The following is a 23,588-nucleotide window of genomic DNA, read 5'->3' on the forward strand; positions in this document are numbered from 1 at the left end:
TAAAGGCGGGATTAAACAGATAATTTCAAGGGGCTCGTTAATCTGCTCCAAAAACTGACCCGCACTTCCTGAATTTCTTGCAAGGTGCGGTGCCCGTAGGCCGTAACTGAAAACAGGCGTTTGCGGCGTCCGCCGCGCTCGTTGGTAGGTTCGCCCATCTCTGAGCTGACCATCCCTTTTTCTTCCAGACGTTGCAAGGCCGAATGCACCTGATTCAGTCGAACACTCCGGCCCGTTTGTTCAATGATTTCGTGCATCAGTACTACGCCGTAGGCTTGGCCATCTAGCACGGCAACGGTCAGTAAAACGATTTCTTCAAATTCTCCTAGATACGTCCGTTTCATCGGTTTGTATTATTTCTATTTTTGCTGAGCAAATAGTTTGCCATTGAAAAGTTTTGTTGTTAAATAATTGATTGTTAGGGATTTATTGAAAAGAAGCAATTGTGCTGATTGTCCATAATCGGACAACTTTGTACGCTTTAGGACAAAGAGACTTTGTGCTCTTTGTGAATTCTTAGTGTTCTTTGTGGTTAAAAAAATCGACGTATAGGTAAAGGTAGATAACCAAACACTTTTTAAAAAAACAAATCATTGATTCTATGAAACAAATCACACAATACCTCCTATGCGGATTGCTGCTTTCTATGGGGGCTTTATCTGTACAGGCTCAAAAAACTCCCGAAGACAAGGCAGGCTGGAAACTCGGCTCTCAGGCCTACTCGTTTCGGTTGTTTACGTTTGCCGAAGCCATTCGCAAAATAGACAGCTGCGGTCTCAAATACGTAGAAGCATTCCCAGGGCAAACCATCGGCGGCGGGTTGGAAGGAAAAATGGATTTCAGCATGGATGCTGCTACGCGTACGGCGGTGAAGAAACTGGTAAAAGACAAAGGATTGACGATTGTAGCATACGGGGTGGTCAACCCCAAAACCGATGCCGAATGGACTACTTTGTTTGAATTTGCCAAAGACATGGGTGTTTTGAACATCAACACCGAGCCTTCGCCCGCCCAAATGCCGTTGGTGCGGAAATTGGCTGACCAATACAAGATAAATGTGGCCTTGCACAACCACCCCAAGCCTTCACGTTATTGGCATCCTGATACCGTCTTGGCCGCGATTGGCGGCAGCAAATATGTAGGCTCCTGTTCCGACATTGGCCACTGGGTACGCTCTGGTCTTGACCCCGTCGAATGTCTTAAGAAACTGAACGGGCATGTATTGGGAATGCACTTTAAAGACGTGAAAAAAGACACGCCCGAAGGTCGCTATCACGACGTAGTTTGGGGCACAGGCGACTGTAAAGTAGAAGCGGTGATTGCTGAAATGAAACGCCAAAACTTTAAAGGCCCTATTTCGGTTGAATACGAATATCACTGGGAAAACAACGGCCCCGAAATCGCCGAAAGTGTGAAGAATTTCCGGGCAATCTATAGCCGAACGAAATAAACTCCGTAGGGCAGGCCTTGCGTCTGCCCCCTGCCTTCGCCTGCCTTTTTTATAGTGTAGTGACTTACTTCTTCCGATAGATATTTTCAGCCCTTATCATTTATATTTTCGAGTTTTATTGGAGAGGAAAGTGATTTAGGATTCAGATAGTCAGTGCCTTACGGGCTCTGGCGTTGCCGAATACTAAGTTTAGGAAGTAGTGTGATTTTTATTGATGGGTTTACACTAAATTTGATAAAAACTCATTTCTCACTATGAAAAAAATCGCAGCTGTGTGGTTGGGGGTTATGGTATATTCCTCCACTTTTGCTCAGGGTATTTTTCCAGACCGAGTGACGATACCCAAAATGAGCACCGTAACAAAAAATGCTTTGCCCAACAAAACGGAAGGCATGATGGTGTATGATTCTGACTTGAAGCAATTCAGCTATTGGACGGGTACGCTTTGGGCTAACTTTGGCAGTACCGCTGCTTCGGGAACGGGCTGGCAATTGATAGGAAATGATTTGAGTACCACCAACACTGGTAACGTGGGCGTGGGTATTTCAGTACCTACGCGTGGGAAATTTGAGGTGTTTGGTGCATTGGGCAACGGCCCTACGTCGGCGGTATTTGGCTCCGACGGGACAGGGCTCTCTTTGCAACGCAATTGGCCTACAATTGGCTTCAATCAATACCGCGATGGCAGCAATGTACAACGACGTATTGGAGAAGGCTATGCCGCTACGCAGTTTTTTGACCCCAACACGGGAGCGATGTTTATCAATACATTTAATTATGGTTCATCCAACTCCACTTCTTCTTTCAGTATTCCTACGGGGGTTTTTACATTACTCAGCAATGGCAATATAGGAGTGAGAAACGGGGGCAGTTCCACTACTGGTATGTGGATAACACGCGGCGCTACCAACGCAAACGGCTCATTAGTAGTATCTGGGACTACCCACAATTCACATTTTCATTACGATGTAGGAGAGGAGACGTACATACGGGCGGGTAAAAACAACGGACGGGTCGTGCTGAATGACATCCCCGGGGGCAATGTTGTTATGGGGGCTGGAAACGGAAAATTCGGTATAAATTCAGGTAACCCCCAATATACGCTAGAAATAAAACAGGCCGCTAATAATACAGGATTGGTGCTTATCAACAATACGAATTTTAACAATTGGGAGCTAAAGTCAGATGTGTATAGTACAGATAACGGAACTGACTGTCTGATGGCAAAATACAATGGTTCAACTAAAGGATGGATGCGGCCTACTGACGGTGGGTGGTCGGATACAAGCGACCGCAGATTGAAAAAGAATATTCAAAATTTAGAAAGCGTGTTGGGTCAAATAATGCGACTTCGGCCTGCACGGTACCAGATGATAGACAGCAGCCCAAATGCTACAGAATCCATTGGATTTATTGCCCAAGAACTAAAGGAGGTATTTCCCGAAATGGTAGACATAATGACAGTACCGATAAAAAATGGGGCTGCGGGTGAAATTGCTGACTTACACGGGGTAGATTATTCTCACTTGTCGGTTGTAGCCATTAAGGCCATTCAAGAGCAACAAGAGCTCATCCAAAAACTCCAAAAACAAAATGAAGAATTGGTACAATCCTATGCACAATTGATGAAAGATGTGGAGACCTTGAAAAAGAAATGAGCCGACAGAAGAGAAAATAATATTGAAAATGGGCGAAAGGAAATAGCTAATTTATCCTTATTTGCCCATTACTTTTTTACTTCACCTTCAAACTCTTCACGGGATTCATTAGCGCGGCTTTGATGCTGTGGAAACTCACCGTTAGGAGGGTGATAAAGATAGATAAGGTGCCTGCTAGCCCAATCATCCACCACTCCATTTGAATATGATACGCAAAATCCTGCAACCATTGGTTCATAGCATACCAAGCCAAGGGCGACGCAACTACGATGGCAGCGGCTACCAATTTGAGAAAGTCCTTGGAAAGCAGTGAAATAATACCCGCCACCGAAGCACCGAGAACTTTACGAATACCTATTTCTTGAGTGCGTTGTGTCATGGTAAACAACACTAATCCGTACAGGCCAAGGCAACTGATCAAAATGGCGATGCCCGCAAAAACGACGGAAACCCGAAAAATCAACGTTTCGGTTTGGTAGAATTTAGCCAATTGCTCGTCTAAGTATTCGTAGGTAAATACCTCATTCGGATAGCGTTTTTGCCACGATTGCTCAATAAACCGCAGTGTTTGTTCGGGATGCTGCCCCACAATCTGAACACCAACTTTTTTGTACCGGGCCGTTTGAGTGGCAATAAAACAGGGCTGAATTGTTTCGTGGAGCGAGCGCAGGTGAAAATCTTTGACTACGCCAACGATGGGTAAAGCCACTGGCGAGAGATAAGTTTCGAGTTTGCGTCCCAGAATCTGCTTCGAGTCTTTGATATTCAGCTTTTTGAGTAGTGCTTCATTGACCAAATATTCCCGAATGGTATCGCTCTCGGTGATATTTCGACCCGCAGCCAAGTGCAAATCAAAAGTGCTCAGATAGTCAGAATCAGCCAATCGTTCCCGAATTGGGAATGTCTCCCAAGTGCTCTTTCCCCCAAATTTGAACGAACCGCCGTTCATGACGGCCGCCGCGGGTGGTCGGTAACAGGCGCTTATAGATTGTACATAAGGCGATTGGCGCAGGTCATTTTTGAATGCTGACAAGGCTGTTTTGGACGGGTTGGGCAAATTGATAATTACAATATTATTTTTACTAAAACCTAAATCAGAGTCCTGCAAATAACGAACTTGGTGGGTGACGACGAGGGTTCCCACCAAAAGTGCCTGACAAATTCCGAACTGAAACATAATTAGGAGTTTTCGCAACGATAAATTTTTGCGCGACTTAACCAACGGGCCTTTTAGCGCTGCCCACGGACTAAAACCCGACAAAACAAAAGCAGGATAGCCGCCCGCCAATACCGTAACAAGCACCACCAGCAACAGCAAAAAACCAATGGCTTGGGGAGTAAATTGAAACATCGGGCCATTGGGTAGCCATTGATTGAATATTGGAATACAAATCAAGGCAAAAATGACCGCAAATACAGCCGAGATTAGCACAATGAGGGCTGTTTCGAGTAAAAATTGTCCTCTAATCTGACGTTTGGTACTACCCAGCGTTTTACGAATTCCGATTTCTTTGCCACGGCTAAGCGCTTGAGCCGTGGCCAGATTGATAAAATTGATACAGGCAATCAAAACCAAAAACAAGCCAACAGCGCCCAATGACCAAAGCAAAGAAGGCCTGACGGTTGGGCTCCCTCCGATGCGTTGTACATCAAAATGAACATCGGCCAATGGTTGTATATGGAATTGAAAAACGGAGGCATTTTCGGCAAAATGTTTTTTGGAAAGTGCAGGAAGTGCGGCTTCCAGTCTTGCGGCAGAAAGCGGATTTTTGAGGGTAAGATAAACTCGGTCAGTTGAATTCAACGACCACCAATCATTGACGTCAAAATCGGGAATAAGGCGCGGCAACGTAGCTGCGGAAATAAACAGTTGAATATCGGTGTTGGTTGTTTTGGGAGGGTCAGCCAAAACGCCGGTTATTTTGGCTTCGGTCAAATTGTCTAAATTGATGGTCCGACCTAGAGGGTCTAAGGTGCCGAAATATTTTTTTGCCAACGATTGCGTAATCACCACCGTGTTGGGTTTGCGAAGCGCGGTTTTTTGGTTGCCTTTGAGCCATTGATAATCCAAAATATCAAACAATTCGCTTTCAACAAGGGCGGTGGTATTGAGTTCCAAAAAGCGTTTTGGGGCCGATTGATTGGGGAGTAGTACGCTGACCGTCAGTTCACGGTTCATTTTTAAGTAGGCGGCCTGCTCTATTTGTGGAAAATCAGCCCGAAAGGCCCTGGCCATAGGCAATGGTGCCTCGGGATAGTATTCTACCGAACCATCTTCCAGATGCAAGTCGGTGACGATTCGATAGATACGGTTAAATTTTTGATGGTGTCGGTCGGTACTCAGATGGTGACTTATAAACAAAAAAATAAGTAAACCACTTGCCATACCAACCGACAGACCAAGGATGTTCAGCGTTGTATATACCCGCTTGGCGCGGAGATTTCGCAGGGTTGTTTCAAGGTAGTTCTTTAGCATTCCTCTGATTTGTAATGAATTGCGGCTACAAGGTACAGAAGAAAGAAAAGAATTGACGGTTAAAAAATGTTAAGATTTATTTAGTGGACGACCAGCGAGTTTATTCTACTTTCAAACTCTTCACGGGATTCATCAAGGCGGCTTTGATGCTTTGAAAACTCACCGTCAGGAGGGCAATTAAGATGGCTAAGGCGCCAGAGAGTGCGTAAACCCACCATTCTACCGTGGTTTTATACGCAAAATTTTGCAGCCACTTATCCATGAGCCATGAAGCCAACGGCGAAGCAATGACGATGGAAATGAGTACTAATTTGAGAAAATCTCTTGACAATAGCGCCGTAACACTCAACACCGATGCCCCCAATACTTTACGAACCCCGATTTCTTTGGTGCGTTGTTCGGCCGTAAAGGTAGCGAGGCCAAACAGCCCGAGGCAAGAAATAAAAATGGCCAAAAAGGCAAAGTAATTTGTCAATGAGCCGATGGTCATTTCGCTGCGGTATAGATTCTGAAACTGCTGATCGGCAAACTGATACGTAAACGGAAATTTTGGATTCAGTTCACGCCACGTTTTTTCAATGCTTGCCAGCGCTTGTTTGGTCTGGCCTGGCTGAGTTCGGATAATGATATTTTTGTTGGATGCATCACGGCTGAGTTTCACAATCATTGGTTCGATGGCTACGTGCATTGAATTTTGATGAAAATCTTCCAAGACACCCACGATGATTCCTGGTTTGTTCCACAACGTCAGTGGCTTCCCGATGGGGTCTTTATAGCCAATCCGGCGGGCAGCAGCCTCGTTAATCAAATAACTCACGGAATCCATACCAAAGTCTTTCCCAAAATCGCGCCCTTTCAACTTTACATTCAAGGTTTTGGAAAAATCATAATCAACGGTAGAAAACTGAAAACTGACGCTGGAATTGGGGTCTTTGGTGGGCCATTTTACATTACTAGTACTGCCAAAGGTATTAGTAGGGGTACCATCCATGAAGGTAATGCTCTGAATACCTTGGCTTTGTAGGAGTTGCTGTTTAAATGTGTCATACTTTTTAGGTAAGTCTCCCTCCGACGATAAATAAATCAAATTCTCCCGGTTGTAGCCTAAATTTTTGGTTTGAATGAAGTCGAGTTGCCGATACACAACAATGGTTCCGATGATGAGCAACATTGATAGCACAAACTGAAACACCACCAACCCTTGACGGAATAACCGGGCCCCCGCCCCGAAGGTGACGGAGCCTTTGAGTACTCGGATGGGATTCAGCGATGATAAAAACAGCGCTGGATAGCTTCCTGCCACGATTCCAGTCAGGAAAATCATGCCCAGCAGTGTTCCCCAAAATGAGAGTTGGTGAAAAGGCAACTGAATATTTTTTTCGGTCAATGTATTAAAAGTAGGTAATAGGAGGCCCGATAAAGTGACCCCGACAATCAGCGCCATGGCCGTCAGGAGTAATGCTTCGCCCACAAACTGACCAATCAATATCCCCCGTACGGCTCCCACTACTTTGCGTACGCCTACTTCGCGGGCGCGTTTGAGTGACCGGGCCGTGGCAAGGTTCATAAAATTGATACAGGCAATCAACAGGATAAAAACGGCCACAATGCCAAACAACCGAACGTACTCAATACGCCCTCCATCCTGATATCCATCTTTGAAGTTTGAATAGAGATAGGCGTCTTGGTAAGGCTGAAGAAACAATTGAATATCAACGTTTTGTTTGCCTAAATGGGGGTTGTATTTCTTCAGAAATGACTTCATTTTGGCCTCTACTACTTCGGCTTTGGCATCGGGGCGTAGCTGGATTCGGGTGGCGGTGGCATTGTTGCCCCAGTCTTTCATCCATTCGTTTCGCCTGATAAAATCATCCCATGTGAGCAGGAAATCATATTTTTCGGAGCTATGTTGGGGCAAATCTTCAAATACGGCCGTGACCAAATAATCGGCTTTGTTATCAATACGAATACTCTTGCCGACGGCTGCTTGCGGGCTTCCGAAATAATTCTGCGCCATTTTTTGCGAAATAGCAATGTTTGCGGGTCCAGTGAGGGCGGTTTGGACCGAACCTTCAAGCAGTGGTATACTAAACATTTTAAACCAATCTGCCCCTGCAAAACGACCCTTTTCTTTGTTGAGTTTTTCACCGACCGAAAAAGTATGGATACTTTCCCATGATAAACCCGCTGCATAGACGATTTCGGGAAACTGTTTCTTGAGTTCGTCGGCCAGTAAGGCAGGAGTACTAGGGGCGGCATCAACTTTGCCGTCGTAGTATTGGCGTTCCATTACGTGGTACAACTGCAGTCCATTGGCATGGAAGGCATCCATTTTCAGTTCGTCCTGCACCCAAAGCAGTATGAGTAGACTACAGGCCATCCCAAGCGCAAGACCGAGAATGTTGATGGCCGAAAAAGTGCGGTTGTGGGCGATGTTTCGCCAGGCAATTTTAAAATAGTTACGTATCATGGCTGTGTGTTTTGTTGAAATACATTATAACTGAAATGGGAAAGAAAAACGTAGCGTACATTTCTTAACTAAATTTTATTCGGTTTTTAAACTTTCCACAGGATTGTTCAAGGCGGCTTTGATGGCTTGAAAACTGACCGAAAATAGCGCAATCCCCAACGCGACAATGGCCGCCAATGCCAGATACCACCACTTGATTTCGGTACGATAAGCAAAGGTCTGGAGTAATTTATGTCCTAGCCAGTAGGAAATGGGTAGCCCGATAAGTAGCGCAAGACCAACGAGTTTTAAGAAATCTCCCGAAAGCATGGTGGCAATGCTACTGATGCTCGCGCCCAGTACTTTCCGGACCCCAATTTCTTTGGTGCGCTGTTTGGCCACGAGCGAAATCAACCCAAAAATCCCCGCACACGCAATCAAAATGGCAAGAATCGTTACAAAACTGGTCATGCGCCAGATGTTGTCGATGGCTTGGTAAGATTTGGCCACTTCATCGCTGAGGTAAAAATGATTCAATGTTCGTCTGGCTGGAATCTTTTTAAAACGCGCTTCAAGATGGCTTATTAGGTCTTTGCCTTTGGATTCGTCGGTGAGGCGTACACTTAAAAAGCTACTGAGTTGCTGTTTGCCCGCGTACCAATGTAGGAGCGGCTCAACGTCATCTTTGAGACTTTGGTAATGAAAATTTTTGGTCACACCAATCACCGTATAAATTTGGTCGTTGTTGTTTTGACGCAAGCGTTTGCCTACGGCGCTCGTCCAACCGAATGCTTTCATGGCCGCTTCGTTGATGACAACGGAGTGATTGACGGAGTCGGCCGAATTGTCCAAAAATCCACGACCTTCAATAAACGGAATCTTAAACGTTTCGAAGTAGCCAGCGGTACCGCTTACGTGACGTAAGATGACCTTTTTTGCCTCGTTGCCTTCGGGGAAATAGTTATTGAAGTTTTGCCAATACTGCACGGGCGTAAGTTCGGAAGCCGTAAACGACACCACGTGAGGGTTTTGGCGCAGTGCGTCCAATAACGCCCTTCCTTCCGAAAGCGCGGCATTTTCGTTGCGATAGGCCAAATCGGTGTTAAAAACCAGCACGTTGTTTTTGTCGTAACCAACATCGGCGGTTTTCATGAAATTGATTTGCTGCCGCAGCCCAATGGTTGCCACAATGAGCACGACGGCTAGGGCAAATTGCAAGACAATGAGGCTGTTTTGGCGCAGGCGGCCCCGGCGCGGGTCAGCGGAAATTTTTCCTTTTACGGCCTCGGCCGTTTTCAGGGCCATGAGGTAATAAGCCGGATACGTGCCAGCAATGAAGGCAATCAACATTGAAATGCCGAAAACGGTTAAAATGGTGGGGTAATCATTGCCGAACGAAATATCCAATTGCATACGCCCGTCGCGGAGCTGATTGAAAGACGGGATCAGAAAATAAATGGCAAAAAGCATGGCCAAAAACGAGGAAATCAACATCACAATGCCCGATTCGGTCCAGAATTGATTGAAAATGATGCGTTTGCTCGCTCCTGCCACCTGCTTTACGGCCACCTCTTTGATACGGGGCAATGCTGATGCCATCGTGAGGTTGATGAGGTTAATGCTGATGATTAACAACAGAAAAATTGCAATAGCAATGGCTCCATAAATCAGCCCTTTGAACGTAGGGTTTTGATCATGAATAAAATTTTTGAACGCGCTTAGTCGTAAGACTTGGTTTCGGGATTCGGGTGCAAAATGGGTTTTTACCAATTGGGGCAACTTAGCCTCTAGCGCGTCTTTGTTGGCTCCTTTTCTGAGCAGCACAAACACGGGCGCAAAAGTATTGTACCAGTCGGCATTGCTCTTAAATCCGGGGAGAGAAGTAAGCGTGCTTGCGGGCATCAATACATCAAACTGCTGCGAAGAATTGGCGGGGAGTTTGGCCAGTACACCCGAAATCTTGAATTGAACGGTATCGTCGAGGGTAACTGTTTTGCCTACGGGGTCGCTATCTCCAAATAGATTTTGGGCTATCTTTTCGCTTACTATCAGGGCGTTTGGGTCTTTGAGCGCGGTGGCGGCGTTGCCGTATTTGAGCGGAAAGCTAAACACCTGAAAGAAAGTCGAGTCTACAAAAACAGTGCTCTCTTGTACATCTTTGGTGCCGTAATGAATCCACGGCCGGTACCACGTCTGAACGTGCGTGCCTGTTTCGATTTCGGGATAATCCTTCAGCAATTGCTCCAAAATCGGGTAGACGGTTTGCCCGTATTTTTGGCCGTTGGAAGATTCGGTTTGAACGTAATAAATACGATCACTTTTTTCGTGAAATGTATCAAACGTGAGGCATTTTTGGGCAAAAAGCACCAAAACCACCACACAAGCCATGCCCACCGACATTCCCACGATGTTGATGCCCGTAAAGAGGAGATTTTTCCAAAGCGTGCGTAGCGCGATTTTTAGGTAATTACGTAGCATAAATCGAAAGGTTGATAATACGTACTTTCTTTACCTCACACTTCATGCCACGCAAAAATAGGCTTGATTTTGAGTGGATTACGGTTTTTTTGAGGGAGTCAATGTCCATTTTCGGACATTGACTGTTCGGAGATGAACACTTCTAAAAGCTACCTTACCCATTCCCGATAAATGAAAAAGGAGAAAGAAATCCGTATTCCATTCTCCTTTTACCCCTTTCTCTAATTTTACTCCGTCTTCAACGATTTCACCGGATTACCCAATGCGGCTCTAATGGATTGAAAACTAACGGTGAAAAAAGCAATCAGAATGGATAAGGCGGCAGCTATCGCAAACGTCCACGCGCTGATGTCAATGCGGTAAGGATAATTTTGCAACCATTCTTTGATGGCATAATAAGCCGCAGGAAAAGCGAAAATAAAGGAGAAACTAACGAGTTTCAGAAAGTCGGCCGAAAGCAATGTTGTGATGCTCGCCACCGAAGCGCCCAGTACTTTACGAATTCCGATTTCTTTGGTGCGCCGCTCGGCCGAAAGCGTAGCCAGTCCAAACAGACCGATGCAGGAAATAAAAATGGTCAGAATCGCCCCGAAAAGCATGATTTGCTTCCATTTGGCTTCCGCTTCGTACCGTTTGATGTTTTCTTCATCCATGAATTTATATTCATAAGGGTTGATGGGGAACAGCTTTTTATAGGTTTTTTCTACGTGTCCCAAACTGGCGGTCTCGGTACCAGGTTTAATCTTGATGAATACCTTGCCATATAGATTGCCGGGTTTCATAGTAAACAATTGCGGTTTGATTTCATAGTTCAATGGTTCAAAATGATGGTCTTTTACGACCCCGATAACGGTATATTTTTCGTCATCGTTGTACCAAAAATTGACAACTTGTCCCAACGGATTTTTCCAACCGACTTTTTTGGCAAACGTTTCATTAATCAAAATGGATTGGGTAGAGTCTGAAGGAAAATTAGCCGAGAAATTGCGCCCTTTGATGATGGGAATTTGTAACAGTGGAAAATAGGTAGCATCGACAGTTTCATAGGCAAAACTCTGCTGAGTTTCTCCGTTTACTTTTGCCACGGTTCCCCAACTACCGCCGTTTTTTGGCGCTACATCCACAATATGCGGGCTTTTTAATAATTCTTCTTTTAATAGTTTTGCCTCGTTGCGGCTCATTTGGGATTTCTCAATGGTGATTACGTTTTTGTCGTTATAGCCCAAGTCTTTGTTGGTCAGATAGTTAAATTGGGAATAAATCGTCAAAGTGGCAATAATCAGAAACGAAGCCAGTGAAAATTGCAAAACGACCAACCCCTTTTGAAGGTAGTTTTTGCCTGAAAGATTAAAGCGGCTGTAGAGGGTTTGCACGGGACTATAATTGGATAAAACCAACGCGGGATAAAAACCAGCCAATAAACCCGTGGCGATAAATAGGCCGATATAACCCAATACCAATTCGAAATCAAACAGATACGAAAACGAAAGTGCTTTGTTGGAAAGCTCGTTGAAGATTGGTAGTACCAGTTGCAGCAAGGCCAGGGCAAAGGCAAAAGCGGCAAAACACAGAATGAACGACTCACCTAAAAATTGCATAATCAACTGCCCTCGGCCGCCGCCCACTACTTTACGGACGCCAATTTCTTTGGCACGTTTCAGCGAACGTGCCACGGTCAAATTCACGAAATTAATGCAGGCAATCAATAAAATGAAAAGCGCAATGCCGCTCAGGATGTACGAAAACATGGGATTGCTGCTGTCTTGCAAACCGTTTTGAGCTGGTAAGTCTTTGCTCAAGTGCATATCTGTAAAAGGCTGAAGGGCATAAACAACTTTGTTTTTATCCCCGTACTTCTCGGCAATCATCTTAATGGCTTCCTTGGCGTCGGCCTGATAAATCCGGTTCATGGTTGCTTCAACCTTTTTTAGGTCGGCATTGGGTTGAAGCACAACAAAGGTGTTCTGGAAAATATTGAACCAGTTTTCGTTACTCTCTATTTCTTCCTTACTCACCACGTTAGGGAAAAGCATATCAAACTTGATAGAAGAGTTTTGGGGGCAATTTTTAGAAACACCGGTCACGGTATAAGGTATAAATTCACTTCCGTCGCCATAAGAATTCTTTACGAGGAGGGTTTTTCCTAAAGCATCCGTTGTTCCGAAATGTTGTTCGGCCATTTTTTCCGAAATCACCACTGATTTAGGCGCTTTGAGTGCTGTGGTGGGATTGCCACTTAGCAGAGGGAACGAGAAAATGGAGAAGAAACTGCTGTCAGCCACAAAAGATTCATAGCTTTTGATTTCCGTTCCTTTCTTAATATCGCTGCGTTCGCCTTTATAACGTACAAAAGCGCGTATTTCGGGAACACCAGCGCCGAACTTAGGGCCTTGAAAGTGCCCAGTATTTCCAGTAAGACTTTCTACGCCCTCGGGCGTAATGGATTTGCTCGTTACCCGATAAATGTGAGGGTTATTGGCGTGAAATTGGTCAAAACTGACCTCATCTTTGGTGTATAGCATGATCAGCATGGCGGCGGCCAAGCCTATACTCAAACCAATAACATTGATGGCTGAATACACCTTGTTGTGGGCCAAGGTGCGCAGGGTGATGGTTAGATAATTACGAAACATAGAGGGCTGAATTAGGGATGGCTGATGGTATTCATTTTTGGGTTGACGTTGTTTTACAAAAGGGGGAAGCACCGAGACGACATTGAGCACATAGCGCCAAGTTGCCTGTCGTTTTCCTGCTCGCCGATACCAATAGGCGTATAGTTCATCCAAATCACCTTCGACTTCTTCGAGGGTTTCGGCGGGATGAAACCACCGCAAAACGCGTCGGGGCCACTGTGGAGGATGGAGTTTATTTGCTTTCATATTCCAGTAAGCCTAAGTTTGGTGGGAGGCATCATTTGCCAGAGTTCGTGGCGGAGTTGTTGAATTTCTTGCAAAGCACGATTTCCTAAAGCGGTTGCCTGGAATATACGTTTGCGCCTTCCGCCGCGCTCGTTGGTGGCCCCGCCGAGTTGAGAACTCACAAACCCTTTTTCTTCCAGTCGAATAAGCGTATTGTGTACCGTGCCAAAAGTTACAACCCGACCTGTATGCTCCTCCAACGCCTGACTGACCGTAACGCCGTAGGCTTCGCCGTCAAGGATGGCTACCATGAGCAAAACCACTTCTTCAAATTCACCTAAATAAGTGCGGCGCATACCTACAATGATTAGTTTCTATTTTATCGTACAAATAGTTTGCCAAGACATAAAAAACGCCTTCAATCGGTTCTGAAGGCGTTTTTTGTAAATTTTATCAAGTCTAATCTGTCCGTTTACGGACAAACATTGTCCCGCAGTGGACAAAGAGCAAAAGGTCTGACGATAGATAGTCAGACCCCGTCTAACTATCTCCTCTACACTCTTTTTTACTCCGTTTTTAAACTCTTTACTGGATTCATCAACGCCGCCTTAATGGCTTGAAAACTGACGGTTAGGAGTGTAATGACTAACGCCCCAAAACCTGCCACTGCAAAAATCCATCCTGAAATCTCAGTGCGATAGGTGTATTTTTGTAACCATTCTTGTAAAAAATAATAGGCAATGGGTGCGGAAATAACGCAAGAAATGATGACCAAAATGACAAAATCTTTGGAGAGCATTTGCCACAGATTGGTCACCGATGCACCCAATACTTTGCGAATGCCGATTTCTTTGGTACGTTGTTCGGCGATAAACGAGGCCAGTCCAAAGATTCCCAAGCAACTGATAAAAATGGCAAGAATGGCAAAAAAAGTGACTAATTGGCCAATACGTTCTTCATTGTCGAATTTTTTGGCATATTCTTCATCCACAAACTGATATTCAAAAGGTTGGGAAGGATTAAACTTTTTGAAAACCGTTTCTACCTCGCTCAAGGCTTTGCCAGCATTTGTCAAAGGGTTGATTTTGGCAATCATAACCCCGCCAGGCTCCGTGGTCAAATGATAAATTGAGGGTTTTACTTGTTGAAAAGGAGATTGTACAATCATGTCTTTCACCACGCCGATTACTTTGTTGGGAGTTCCGTACCACTTAATGGTCTCGCCTACTGGATTCTTCAAACCCATAAATTTTACGGCCGCTTCGTTCAAAATCAACCCCGAGGAGTCGGTAGAAAATTCTTTGGAGAAATCACGCCCTTCTTTAAACGACCAGCCGATGGTTTTGCCATAGTCAAACGAAATGGCTATTGTCTGAAAATCAACAGATAGATTCGGGTCTTTGTCTTTCCATTCAATCGTACTGGTGCTTGAATAATTCTCCGTGGGGGGGCTTCCCGCTTCGGCCATGTCGATAATTGCCCCTGATTTTGTCAATTCTTTTTTTACGGCGTCAAAATGGGTATGAATTTCGGAAGTGTACATGGGCAAAGTCACTAAACCATTGCTGTTATAACCCATCGGACGATTTTGGGCAAATTTTACCTGACGAAAAACAATGATGGTACCGATAATCAACGTCACCGAAACCGTAAATTGTATCGTTACTAGCACCTGACGTGGTAAAGCTGCCCAACGGCCTGCGCGGAAGGTACCCTTTAAGATTTTTAGGGGCTGAAACGAAGACAGATAAAAAGCGGGATAGCTACCCGACACCAGTCCGCAGAGCAAACTGAAACCTAAGCCTACCATCCAGAATGACAGATTATTCCATGGGAGCGCCATGGTTTTGTCGGCCACATTGTTGAAAAAAGGTAGCATGAGCTGCGCGAAAAGCAAGGCAAACCCAAAGGAAAAGAACACCATTAAGAGGGATTCAAAAAAGAACTGGTAGACAATTTGGGCACGAACCGAGCCTACTGCTTTTCGAATGCCTACTTCTTTGGCTCGTTTTTCGGAGCGTGCCGTACTCAAATTCATGAAGTTGATGCAGGCTAACAACAGCACGAATAGCCCACTGATGCCAAACAACCACACATATTGGATTTTCCCGCCAACATTTATGCCATTCTTAAAGTCAGAATACAAATGCCATTTGCTCATGGGATGCAGAAAAACCTCTGGTTTCTTCTTGGCCAATTCTTTGCTGACTTTGTTGAGTTTGGCGTCTTTAATTTTGTGAGAAACGGTGGTTATATCTGCGTTTGGAATGAGTTGAGCATAAATATGAAACGCATTGGGCCGCCATGGGTCGGCCATTGTTCTAACCCACTCATTGTTGTTATAATATAATTGCCACGGAGCTATAAATGTTATGTCATGAAATTCAGAATTATGAGGCAAATCTTCATAAACACCCGTTACTTTCACATCCGTTTGGTTATCCATTTTCATGATTTTATCCAAAGGGTCGGCTTCCCCAAAAAATGCCTTGGCTACAGATTCAGACAGTAGAATAGCGTTGGGGTTTTTGAGGCCGTTTCTCGTCCCTTTCAGCATTTTCAACGTTAACATTTCGGTAACTTGAGGTTCGAAATAAGCACCTTTCTTACTGAATTTTTTCTCGCCGTAAGACAAAATACTGTATGCATCTTTCGCCACGGTCACGTGCTTAAAATCGCTCCCGTAACTTTTACGGAGTTCTTCGGCCAAAGGAAGCGGTGTATTAGGCCACGTTTGCACTTCACCGTTGTTGGTCACGTGTTGCATGACCCGCACAATTTTTTCGTAGTTTTGGTGATATTTGTTGTACGATAATTCATCCCACATCCAAAGCCCGATAAGTATTGCCACGGCCATCCCAGCCGATAATCCCACAATGTTGATGAAAGAATACACCTTGTTTTTGACAAGATTTCGGATAGCGATTTTTAGGTAGTTACGTAACATAGCTTTTTCATAATTTTAAGGTTTTAGGAATTGGGCTATTCTTGTTTTTTTTCTAAAGCCTAACCCCTAAATCCTTGAATTTACTCCGTTTTCAAACTCTTTACTGGATTCATTAATGCTGTTTTTATGGATTGATAACTCACTGTTAGTAAGGTTATTGCCAAGGCGGAAGTGCCTGATCCGATAAAAACCCACAACGGAATATCGGTTCTAAATGCAAAGTTTTTCAGCCACGTACTCATGGCATAGTACGCCAAGGGCGAAGCTATCACAAAGGCTAGGCAAACCAATTTTAGAAAGTCTTTTGAAAGCAACTGAACAATGCTCCAAATACTTGCCCCAAGCACTTTTCTCACGCCAATTTCTTTGGTACGTTGCTCGGCTGTGAAAGTGGCTAAACCAAATAAGCCCAAACAAGCTATAAGAATCGCTAAAACTGCAAAACTGATAAAGACTTTTCCAATGCGTTGTTCGGTACGATACATATTGTCGAATGCTTCGTCTAAGAATTGATAATTGAGGGGAGTTCCGCCCGCTCTTGCCTTCCATTTTTCTTCGATTTGGGCGATGCTCTGCTTAAAATCATCGGATTGCACCCGCACCGAAATCATTCCATAAGGTTTTTTAGCAAGGCACATTGAGAGGCTTGCTACATTTTCTCGTAGAGATGCGTAATTGAAGTTTTTGACCACTCCGATAATCGTATAAGGAATCAAATCTTTTAAATTGCCGCCATAAGCGTATAATTTCTGTCCGATTGGATTTTTATAGCCTGTTTGTTTCGCCGTGGTTTCGTTGATGATGATAGCCAACGAATCTGTTGACATTGTTTTATCAAAGTCACGCCCAGCAACAAATTGCATTTTGAGTGTTTCGGTGTAGTCATAGCCTACTTCCCAGAATTGCATCGTAATACCATTATCGGCACTGAGCTGGCCTTCTGTCCAAAAAACAGTATTATTTCGGTAAGAAGGTGTCGGTAAAAAAGCACTTATGGTAGCCGATTTTATGCCTGAAATTTGTAACAATTCGTTTTTAAACGATTCTAAGCCTTTTTCTAATAGATTTGTATCGTTGATAACGATGACTTGTTCACGATTGAAGCCAATGTTTTGTTTCTGAATAAAATCTAACTGACAATAAATAACTATGGTAGAAATGATAAGAAATATTGAGGCAAAAAACTGAAAAACAACCAAGCTACTTCGGAAATAACCACCTTTGGTAGTGGCACTTAGTTTGCCTTTTAGTATGCTAATTGGTTTGAATGAAGACAAAAATAGAGCGGGATAAATACCAGCTAACAAGCCTACAAAAACAGCAAAACTAAACAATATGGATAGTAAAAGTGGTTTTTTGACGAATGATAGGTTTAGATTTTTGGCTGATATATCATTGAAAAATGGTAAAACCAAAGTAGCAATTCCAAGCGCCAATATGAATGCTATTAAGCTCATCAGGATGGATTCTGACAAAAACTGATTCATGAGCATCGTACGTACCGACCCCATGACTTTACGTACACCCACCTCTTTTGCCCGATTGACCGAACGGGCCGTGCTGAGATTCATAAAATTGACACACGCTATCAACAAAATAAAAAGAGCAATCGCCGAAAAAATGTAAACATACTGAATACTACTATTAGGCGAAAGTTCATAGAATTTGTTAGAATGGAGATGAATATCTGTCAATGACGTCAATCCCAAAGCTACGCGATTGCCCGCTTTTTCTAATTCTTCTATGCTCTTGATACCCATTACACTCTTGAATTGGGGCATCATGTATTTGTGGATGACCTTATCGAACTGCGATTTTAACTGCTCAGGTTTTGTACCTTCTTTGAATACTAAATAGGTAAAAAAATTATTGTTCAACCAGTTATTTGCCCTGCTATCTGCCGAGCTTGCCATCGAAAGAAACATATTTCTGCCCCTGAAATGCGAGTTTTCGGGGATTTTTTTCATTACACCAGTTACTTTGTAGGCTTTTTCATCAATGGTCATTGTAATGCCCAAAACCTGTGTTTTTCCAAAATATTTTTGAGCAGTCTGTTCATCCAAAACTATCGTAAATGGTTCTTGCAACGCCGTTTTGGCGTCACCTTCAATCAATGGAATATCAAAAACTTCAAAAACTGAATTGTCAACAAACATAGACATAGACTCACGGATACTCTGATTCCCTTTTTTGACTAAAATATCAATGGGCCTGAATCGGGTAAAGGTTTCGATGAAGGGATAGTCGTTTTTTAAAGCATCCCCCATTCCATCCGAAACAGTGGCAAATTCCCTATCTTGCCCACCAAACTTGACATCAAAATCAATCCGATAAATTCTGTCGGCTTTTTGATGATAGCGGTCGTAGCTGATTTCGTCTAAGACATAAAGCGTAATCAACAAACAAGTAGCCATACCAATAGCGAGTCCACCGATGTTGATGGCCGAATAAATCTTATTTCGTTGTAGATTTCTGAAAGCGATTTTTAGATAATTGCGTATCATAATCGGGCTGTATTGGGGGTTGCAAAGGCGTATTAAGCTTTAGTTCGACAAATTGTTCGCCAGTTCCAATAAAGTTCAAAAAGCTGTTTTCTGTAAGTTGGTCTGTCCGAAATCGTACGCCTATTTTACGGAACTGAACAGTTGATTGTAGTTTTTATTCCGTTTTTAGCGATTTTACGGGGTTCATCAATGACGCCCGGATGGCTTGGTAACTGACGGTCAGCAGGGCAATCGCTATTGCCGAAAGCGCCGCAATGGCAAAATACCACCATTCTATGTCGATACGATAAGCGTATTTTTCGAGCCAATTTTTGAGGAAATACCACGCCACTGGAAACGCGATGAGCGTAGCAAGCAGCACCAATTTGATAAAATCCTGCGACAACATTCCTACCAGATTGGATACACTTGCGCCCAGCACTTTACGCACGCCTATTTCTTTGGTGCGTTGCTCCGCCGTAAACGACGCCAGTCCAAATAGCCCAAGACACGAAATAAAAATGGCCAAAAACGCAAAGTAATTGGATAGCTTATTGACCACATTTTCACTTTTGTACTGATTGGCGTATTCTTGGTCGGCAAAAAAGTATTTGAATGGAAAATTAGGGTTAAATTTCTTGAACACTTTTTCGGTATTGGCAATGGCATCAGGGGTTTTGCCGCCTTCGGCGCGGATGATGACGACCCCCCAATTCTCGGTTTTGGGCTGTAAGCGCAAAATCAACGGCTCGATGGCTGAGTGAAGCGTGTTGTAATGAAAATCTTTCATCAGTCCGACAATGGTTCCCTTACGGTCCCACATGGTCATTTCTTTGCCGACGGGGTCTTTGTAGCCCATTTTTTTGGCGCTGGCTTCGTTGATGATGTAGTTGGTGGTGTCGGTTCCGTATTGGTCGCTGAAATCCCGCCCGCCAATCAGTTGAATACCCATCGTTTTGATGTAGTCGTACGAGATGGCGTTGTTGGCAAAAAGCAATAACTGGGTTGTGTCTTTTCCGGGCCATTTTACGCCTTGTGTCGATGAGCCTACTTCCAGCGGGTCTGATTGGGAGCAGGTGACTGATTTGATGCCAGGCTGATGTTGAAGTTCTTGTTTGAACGAGGCGAAGTTTTTCTGCAAATTTCCTTCCAATGGCATATAAAGAAGGTTTTCGCGGTCATAACCAGCGTTTTTGGTTCGTAAATAATTAATTTGTTCGTGAACGATAATCATGCCCAAAATGAGCGTAATCGACAAGGCAAACTGAAAAACCACCAGTCCTTTTCGAAAATAAGTGGCGCTCGGCTTAAATTTCAGGGAGCCTTTCAACACCACAACGGGATTGAGCGATGACATAAACAACGCAGGGTAGCTGCCCGCCACTAAGCCCGTTATCAACGTTAGACTCACCAAAACCACTAGAAAACTTGGGTCGGTAAAGTTGAGCGACAGCTCTTTTTCGGTCAGAAGGTTAAAAGTGGGCAGGAGCAAAAAAACCAACAAAATAGAAAAGAGTAGCGCACAAAATGCAATCAGTATGGCTTCGCCCATAAATTGCCCAATCAGAATGCCCTTGACCGCGCCAATCACCTTGCGAACGCCCACTTCTTTGGCGCGTTTGACGGAGCGAGCCGTGGCCAAATTCATGAAATTGATGCACGCAATCAATAAAATTACGATGGCAACGATGGAAAAAATACGCACATAATCAATCCGTCCGCCGTTTTGTTTGCCCGAATCCCAGTTGGAATAAAGGTACGATTCCTGATACGATTGCAAGAATATTTCGACGTTGCTGTCTTTGTTTTTGGTCTTGATGTAGCCCTTGATTTTGGCATTTACTTTGTCTAATGATGCGTTTTTGGCCAACATCACGTAACAGCGCGGCCCGTTATTGCCCCATTCTTTGGCCCATGGATTGTTTTTGAGCCAGCGGTCGAAGCTCATCAAAAAGTCAAATTTCAGCGATGAGTTTTTAGGGATATCTTTCAAAATCCCCGTAACCATCACGTCTTCTTTACCGTCAATACGGATAGATTTGCCCAGAGGGTTTTGATTAGGAAAATACTTTTGGGCGAGTTTTTTGGATATAACTACTCCATCGGGGCGTTTTAGGGCGGTTCGGGCATCGCCTTGCTCCAGTTTGAAACTGAACATCGTCAGAAAATCCCCTTGTACATAGCGGCCCTTTTCTTTGTCGAAAGTAGTGCCTACGGTAAAAAGCGGCTGCTCTTCCCACAGCATTTGGCTGGCCTTTTCGATTTCGGGAATGTCTTTTACAATGTTTTCGGCCAGAAGCCCTGGCGTTGAAGGGTAGGTCTCGATTTTGCCCGAATAATACTGGTTTTCCATTACCCGATAAAGACGCGTGCCGTTTTCATGAAAGGCGTCCATAGCCGTTTCGTCTTGTACCCACAACATAATCATCAGACTGCAGGCCATGCCTAGCGCTAGCCCCATAATGTTGATAAAACTGTAAACTTTGTTTTTCCACAAATTGCGGAAGGCGATGGTGAGGTAATTGCTTAACATGGCTGTATGGGTTTGGGCATAGCGGAAAAGGCAGAGGACCATTGCCCAATGCCTTCACGCACTACTTATATGGGTGAATATGTGTTTATACGCGCATTTTCTCAGTTACCACTTTGCCGTCAAAAAGATTGACGATTCGGTGGGCAAAACCTGCGTCATACGGCGAGTGAGTTACCATGATGATACTCGTGCCTTCGTCGTTGAGTTGGGAGAGCAGCTTCATTACTTCTTCGCCGTTGGCGGAGTCTAAGTTTCCCGTGGGCTCATCCGCAAGGATTAATTTGGGCTTGGCTACCACCGCGCGGGCAATGGCGGTACGTTGTTGCTGTCCCCCCGATAGTTGTTGCGGAAAGTGATTGCGGCGGTGCATGATGTTCATGCGGGTCAATACCGTTTCAACCATTTCTTTGCGTTGGTCGGCGGGTACTTTGAGGTAAAGCAGCGGAAGCTCCACGTTTTCATACACGGTCAGCTCGTCGATGAGGTTAAAGCTCTGGAACACAAACCCGATGTTTCCTTTACGCAATTGTGCCCGTTGACGTTCCGACAGTTTTGCCACCTCGGTCCCGTGGAAGTCATAGCTGCCTTCGCTGGGGTTGTCTAAGAGGCCCAGGATGTTGAGCAACGTAGATTTGCCGCAACCAGATGGACCCATGATGGCGACAAATTCGCCGTCTTTTACTTCCAAATCAATTCCGTTCAAGGCTGTTGTTTCCACTTCTTCGGTGGTGAAGATTTTCTGGAGGTTAGCTGTTTTTATCATTGTTAAGTCAAAATTATGGATTCTGGAGTGTATGCTGTATGATTCAATTTCTCAACGTTTTTGCGTTCTCAGCGTGAATTTTTAATATTCTGTTATTTCAATTCAAGCACTTCTTTGTCGCCAAAGTTTGCGTAGCTGCTGGTGATTACTTTTTCACCCGTTTGTAGCCCTTCTAGTACTTCATAATATTCAGGGTTTTTGCGTCCCAGCGTGATGTTGCGCTTGATGGCGCGTTTGCCGCTGTTGTCTAGCACATACACCCAGTTGCCGCCCGTATCGGAGAAAAACCCGCCTACTGGCAAGAGTACCGCTTTTTCGGCCTTGCCTAATTCTAGGCGAATCGGTGTGGATTGTCCGCGTTTGATGCCTTCGGGTGTACCTTTCGGAAAACTCATATCTACTTCAAAACGTCCGTTTTTTACTTCAGGATAAATGCGCGTAATGGTCAGCGGGTTTTCTTTTCCATTAAATTCAAAACTTCCGCCCAATCCGACAAAAATCCGCGATACATAGTGTTCATCAATTGCAACGCGCATTTTGAAACCGTTGAGGTCGTCAATCTGCCCGATGTTTTGGCCTTGACTGATGTTTGAACCTACTTCTACGTCTATTGAAGAAAGCAAACCACCAACGGGCGCTTTCACCACGAGGTTATCGAGGGTTTGGCGCCACAGGTCTACGTTGCGTTGGGTCCGCAAAAGCGTTCCTTCCAATTGGCCAATCTGCATTTTGGCGTTTTCTTCCTGATAGATTTGTGATTCAGTTTCGATTTCTTTTTGTTTTACCAACAGTTCGTAATCACGTTTTGAACGCAGAAAATCAGATTCAGGAATCACTTTGTCTTTGAATAATTTCTGATTACGTTCGTAAATATCTTTGGCTTGGTCAATTTTAAATTCCAGTTCGTTTAACGTCCGACGGATATTAAAACGCGCTACTTTCAATTGTTGACGGGTATTTTGGAGGTCATTCACCAATCGGCTGGCCTCGGTTTCTGATTGTAGGAAGTTGAGTTTGAGGTTTTGGTTTTCTAGTTTCAATAGCACTTGGCCTTGGGTCACCATGCTGCCGCCTTCCACGATTTTTTCACGAACATACCCGCCCACGATGGCGTCCAAACGAATGATTTTGAGGGGTTGCACTACGCCAGTCACTACAATAAACTCATCAAAAGAGCCCGTCGAAACACTGGATACGGTGAGTTTTTCAGCTTCTACATTGAGTTTGGAGCGTTTATCGGAGAAAAATAATTGATACACAATAAAGGCAATCAAAGCACTGCTCCCTGCAAAAATGGCAATGCGCTGGGTATTCCAAAATTTCTTTTTACGTACGCGGTCCATGGTGCCCTGAGGGTTGTTGTTTTGGCCGATGATCGGATTCTTAACTTCCATTGTTACTATGCTGATTGATGAATGAGTACTTTCTTAAAATGCAGCAAGGAGTTGATTGCTTTTCGACTCCTTACTGCTTCATATTTTAATGGCTGTATG

Annotated in this window: 13 protein-coding genes; 2 read left to right on the forward strand and 11 right to left on the reverse strand. The window is 44.3% G+C overall.

Annotated features, from left to right (window positions below; translation table 11 throughout):
* Positions 1-11: 11 nt before the first annotated feature.
* The gene (locus tag GVN20_RS11235) at positions 12-344 is read right to left on the reverse strand and encodes a PadR family transcriptional regulator (RefSeq protein ID WP_166558415.1); all 333 of its coding nucleotides are present in this window, start codon (positions 342-344) and stop codon (positions 12-14) included.
* A gap of 257 nt (positions 345-601) precedes the next feature.
* Here GVN20_RS11235 and GVN20_RS11240 point away from each other — a divergent pair, with 257 nt between their 5' ends.
* Both GVN20_RS11240 and GVN20_RS11245 read left to right on the forward strand, forming a co-directional pair.
* Positions 602-1,450, forward strand: coding sequence for a sugar phosphate isomerase/epimerase (locus tag GVN20_RS11240; protein ID WP_166558416.1), 849 nt, complete (start codon positions 602-604; stop codon positions 1,448-1,450).
* 254 nt (positions 1,451-1,704) lie between these two features.
* Positions 1,705-3,108: a tail fiber domain-containing protein gene (locus tag GVN20_RS11245; RefSeq protein ID WP_166558417.1), complete on the forward strand. Its 1,404-nt coding sequence runs from the start codon at positions 1,705-1,707 to the stop codon at positions 3,106-3,108.
* Positions 3,109-3,184: 76 nt separating this feature from the next.
* Here the strand turns inward: GVN20_RS11245 and GVN20_RS11250 are convergent, their stop codons facing one another.
* From GVN20_RS11250 to GVN20_RS11295, 10 genes are all read right to left on the reverse strand, one after another.
* Entirely contained in the window at positions 3,185-5,584 is a 2,400-nt protein-coding gene (locus GVN20_RS11250) for an ABC transporter permease (protein ID WP_166558418.1), read from the reverse strand.
* A 100-nt stretch (positions 5,585-5,684) separates the two neighbouring features.
* Positions 5,685-8,054, reverse strand: coding sequence for an ABC transporter permease (locus tag GVN20_RS11255; protein ID WP_166558419.1), 2,370 nt, complete (start codon positions 8,052-8,054; stop codon positions 5,685-5,687).
* 75 nt (positions 8,055-8,129) lie between these two features.
* Positions 8,130-10,511, reverse strand: coding sequence for an ABC transporter permease (locus tag GVN20_RS11260; protein WP_166558420.1), 2,382 nt, complete (start codon positions 10,509-10,511; stop codon positions 8,130-8,132).
* 227 nt (positions 10,512-10,738) lie between these two features.
* The gene (locus tag GVN20_RS11265) at positions 10,739-13,390 is read right to left on the reverse strand and encodes an ABC transporter permease (RefSeq protein ID WP_229599039.1); all 2,652 of its coding nucleotides are present in this window, start codon (positions 13,388-13,390) and stop codon (positions 10,739-10,741) included.
* Complete coding sequence (locus GVN20_RS11270; protein WP_166558421.1) at positions 13,387-13,725, reverse strand: PadR family transcriptional regulator; 339 nt, start codon at positions 13,723-13,725, stop codon at positions 13,387-13,389. Before GVN20_RS11270 ends, GVN20_RS11265 begins: the two co-directional genes overlap by 4 nt.
* A 209-nt stretch (positions 13,726-13,934) precedes the next feature.
* Positions 13,935-16,316, reverse strand: a complete 2,382-nt coding sequence (locus GVN20_RS11275) for an ABC transporter permease (RefSeq protein ID WP_166558422.1) — start codon at positions 16,314-16,316, stop codon at positions 13,935-13,937.
* 80 nt (positions 16,317-16,396) lie between these two features.
* Complete coding sequence (locus GVN20_RS11280; protein ID WP_166558423.1) at positions 16,397-18,820, reverse strand: ABC transporter permease; 2,424 nt, start codon at positions 18,818-18,820, stop codon at positions 16,397-16,399.
* Positions 18,821-18,974: 154 nt separating this feature from the next.
* Positions 18,975-21,332 (reverse strand): ABC transporter permease, encoded by a 2,358-nt coding sequence (locus GVN20_RS11285; protein WP_166558424.1) that lies wholly within the window; start codon positions 21,330-21,332, stop codon positions 18,975-18,977.
* Positions 21,333-21,417: 85 nt separating this feature from the next.
* Positions 21,418-22,095 carry an ABC transporter ATP-binding protein gene (locus tag GVN20_RS11290; protein ID WP_013927702.1) on the reverse strand — a complete coding sequence of 226 codons (678 nt, stop codon included), beginning with the start codon at positions 22,093-22,095 and terminating at the stop codon, positions 21,418-21,420.
* 92 nt (positions 22,096-22,187) lie between these two features.
* The gene (locus GVN20_RS11295) at positions 22,188-23,438 is read right to left on the reverse strand and encodes an efflux RND transporter periplasmic adaptor subunit (protein ID WP_166558810.1); all 1,251 of its coding nucleotides are present in this window, start codon (positions 23,436-23,438) and stop codon (positions 22,188-22,190) included.
* Between the last annotated feature and the right edge of the window lie 150 nt (positions 23,439-23,588).

The organism is Runella sp. CRIBMP (assembly GCF_009905605.1).
In the GTDB taxonomy this organism is placed as follows: Bacteria; Bacteroidota; Bacteroidia; order Cytophagales; family Spirosomataceae; genus Runella.

Excerpts from the sequence above, each read along its gene's own strand:
- GVN20_RS11235 (WP_166558415.1), bottom strand. The coding sequence starts at position 344 with ATGAAACGGACGTATCTAGGAGAATTTGAAGAAATCGTTTTACTGACC.
- GVN20_RS11240 (WP_166558416.1), top strand. The coding sequence starts at position 602 with ATGAAACAAATCACACAATACCTCCTATGCGGATTGCTGCTTTCTATG.
- GVN20_RS11245 (WP_166558417.1), top strand. The coding sequence starts at position 1,705 with ATGAAAAAAATCGCAGCTGTGTGGTTGGGGGTTATGGTATATTCCTCC.
- GVN20_RS11250 (WP_166558418.1), bottom strand. The coding sequence starts at position 5,584 with ATGCTAAAGAACTACCTTGAAACAACCCTGCGAAATCTCCGCGCCAAG.
- GVN20_RS11255 (WP_166558419.1), bottom strand. The coding sequence starts at position 8,054 with ATGATACGTAACTATTTTAAAATTGCCTGGCGAAACATCGCCCACAAC.
- GVN20_RS11260 (WP_166558420.1), bottom strand. The coding sequence starts at position 10,511 with ATGCTACGTAATTACCTAAAAATCGCGCTACGCACGCTTTGGAAAAAT.
- GVN20_RS11265 (WP_229599039.1), bottom strand. The coding sequence starts at position 13,390 with ATGAAAGCAAATAAACTCCATCCTCCACAGTGGCCCCGACGCGTTTTG.
- GVN20_RS11270 (WP_166558421.1), bottom strand. The coding sequence starts at position 13,725 with ATGCGCCGCACTTATTTAGGTGAATTTGAAGAAGTGGTTTTGCTCATG.
- GVN20_RS11275 (WP_166558422.1), bottom strand. The coding sequence starts at position 16,316 with ATGTTACGTAACTACCTAAAAATCGCTATCCGAAATCTTGTCAAAAAC.
- GVN20_RS11280 (WP_166558423.1), bottom strand. The coding sequence starts at position 18,820 with ATGATACGCAATTATCTAAAAATCGCTTTCAGAAATCTACAACGAAAT.
- GVN20_RS11285 (WP_166558424.1), bottom strand. The coding sequence starts at position 21,332 with ATGTTAAGCAATTACCTCACCATCGCCTTCCGCAATTTGTGGAAAAAC.
- GVN20_RS11290 (WP_013927702.1), bottom strand. The coding sequence starts at position 22,095 with ATGATAAAAACAGCTAACCTCCAGAAAATCTTCACCACCGAAGAAGTG.
- GVN20_RS11295 (WP_166558810.1), bottom strand. The coding sequence starts at position 23,438 with ATGGACCGCGTACGTAAAAAGAAATTTTGGAATACCCAGCGCATTGCC.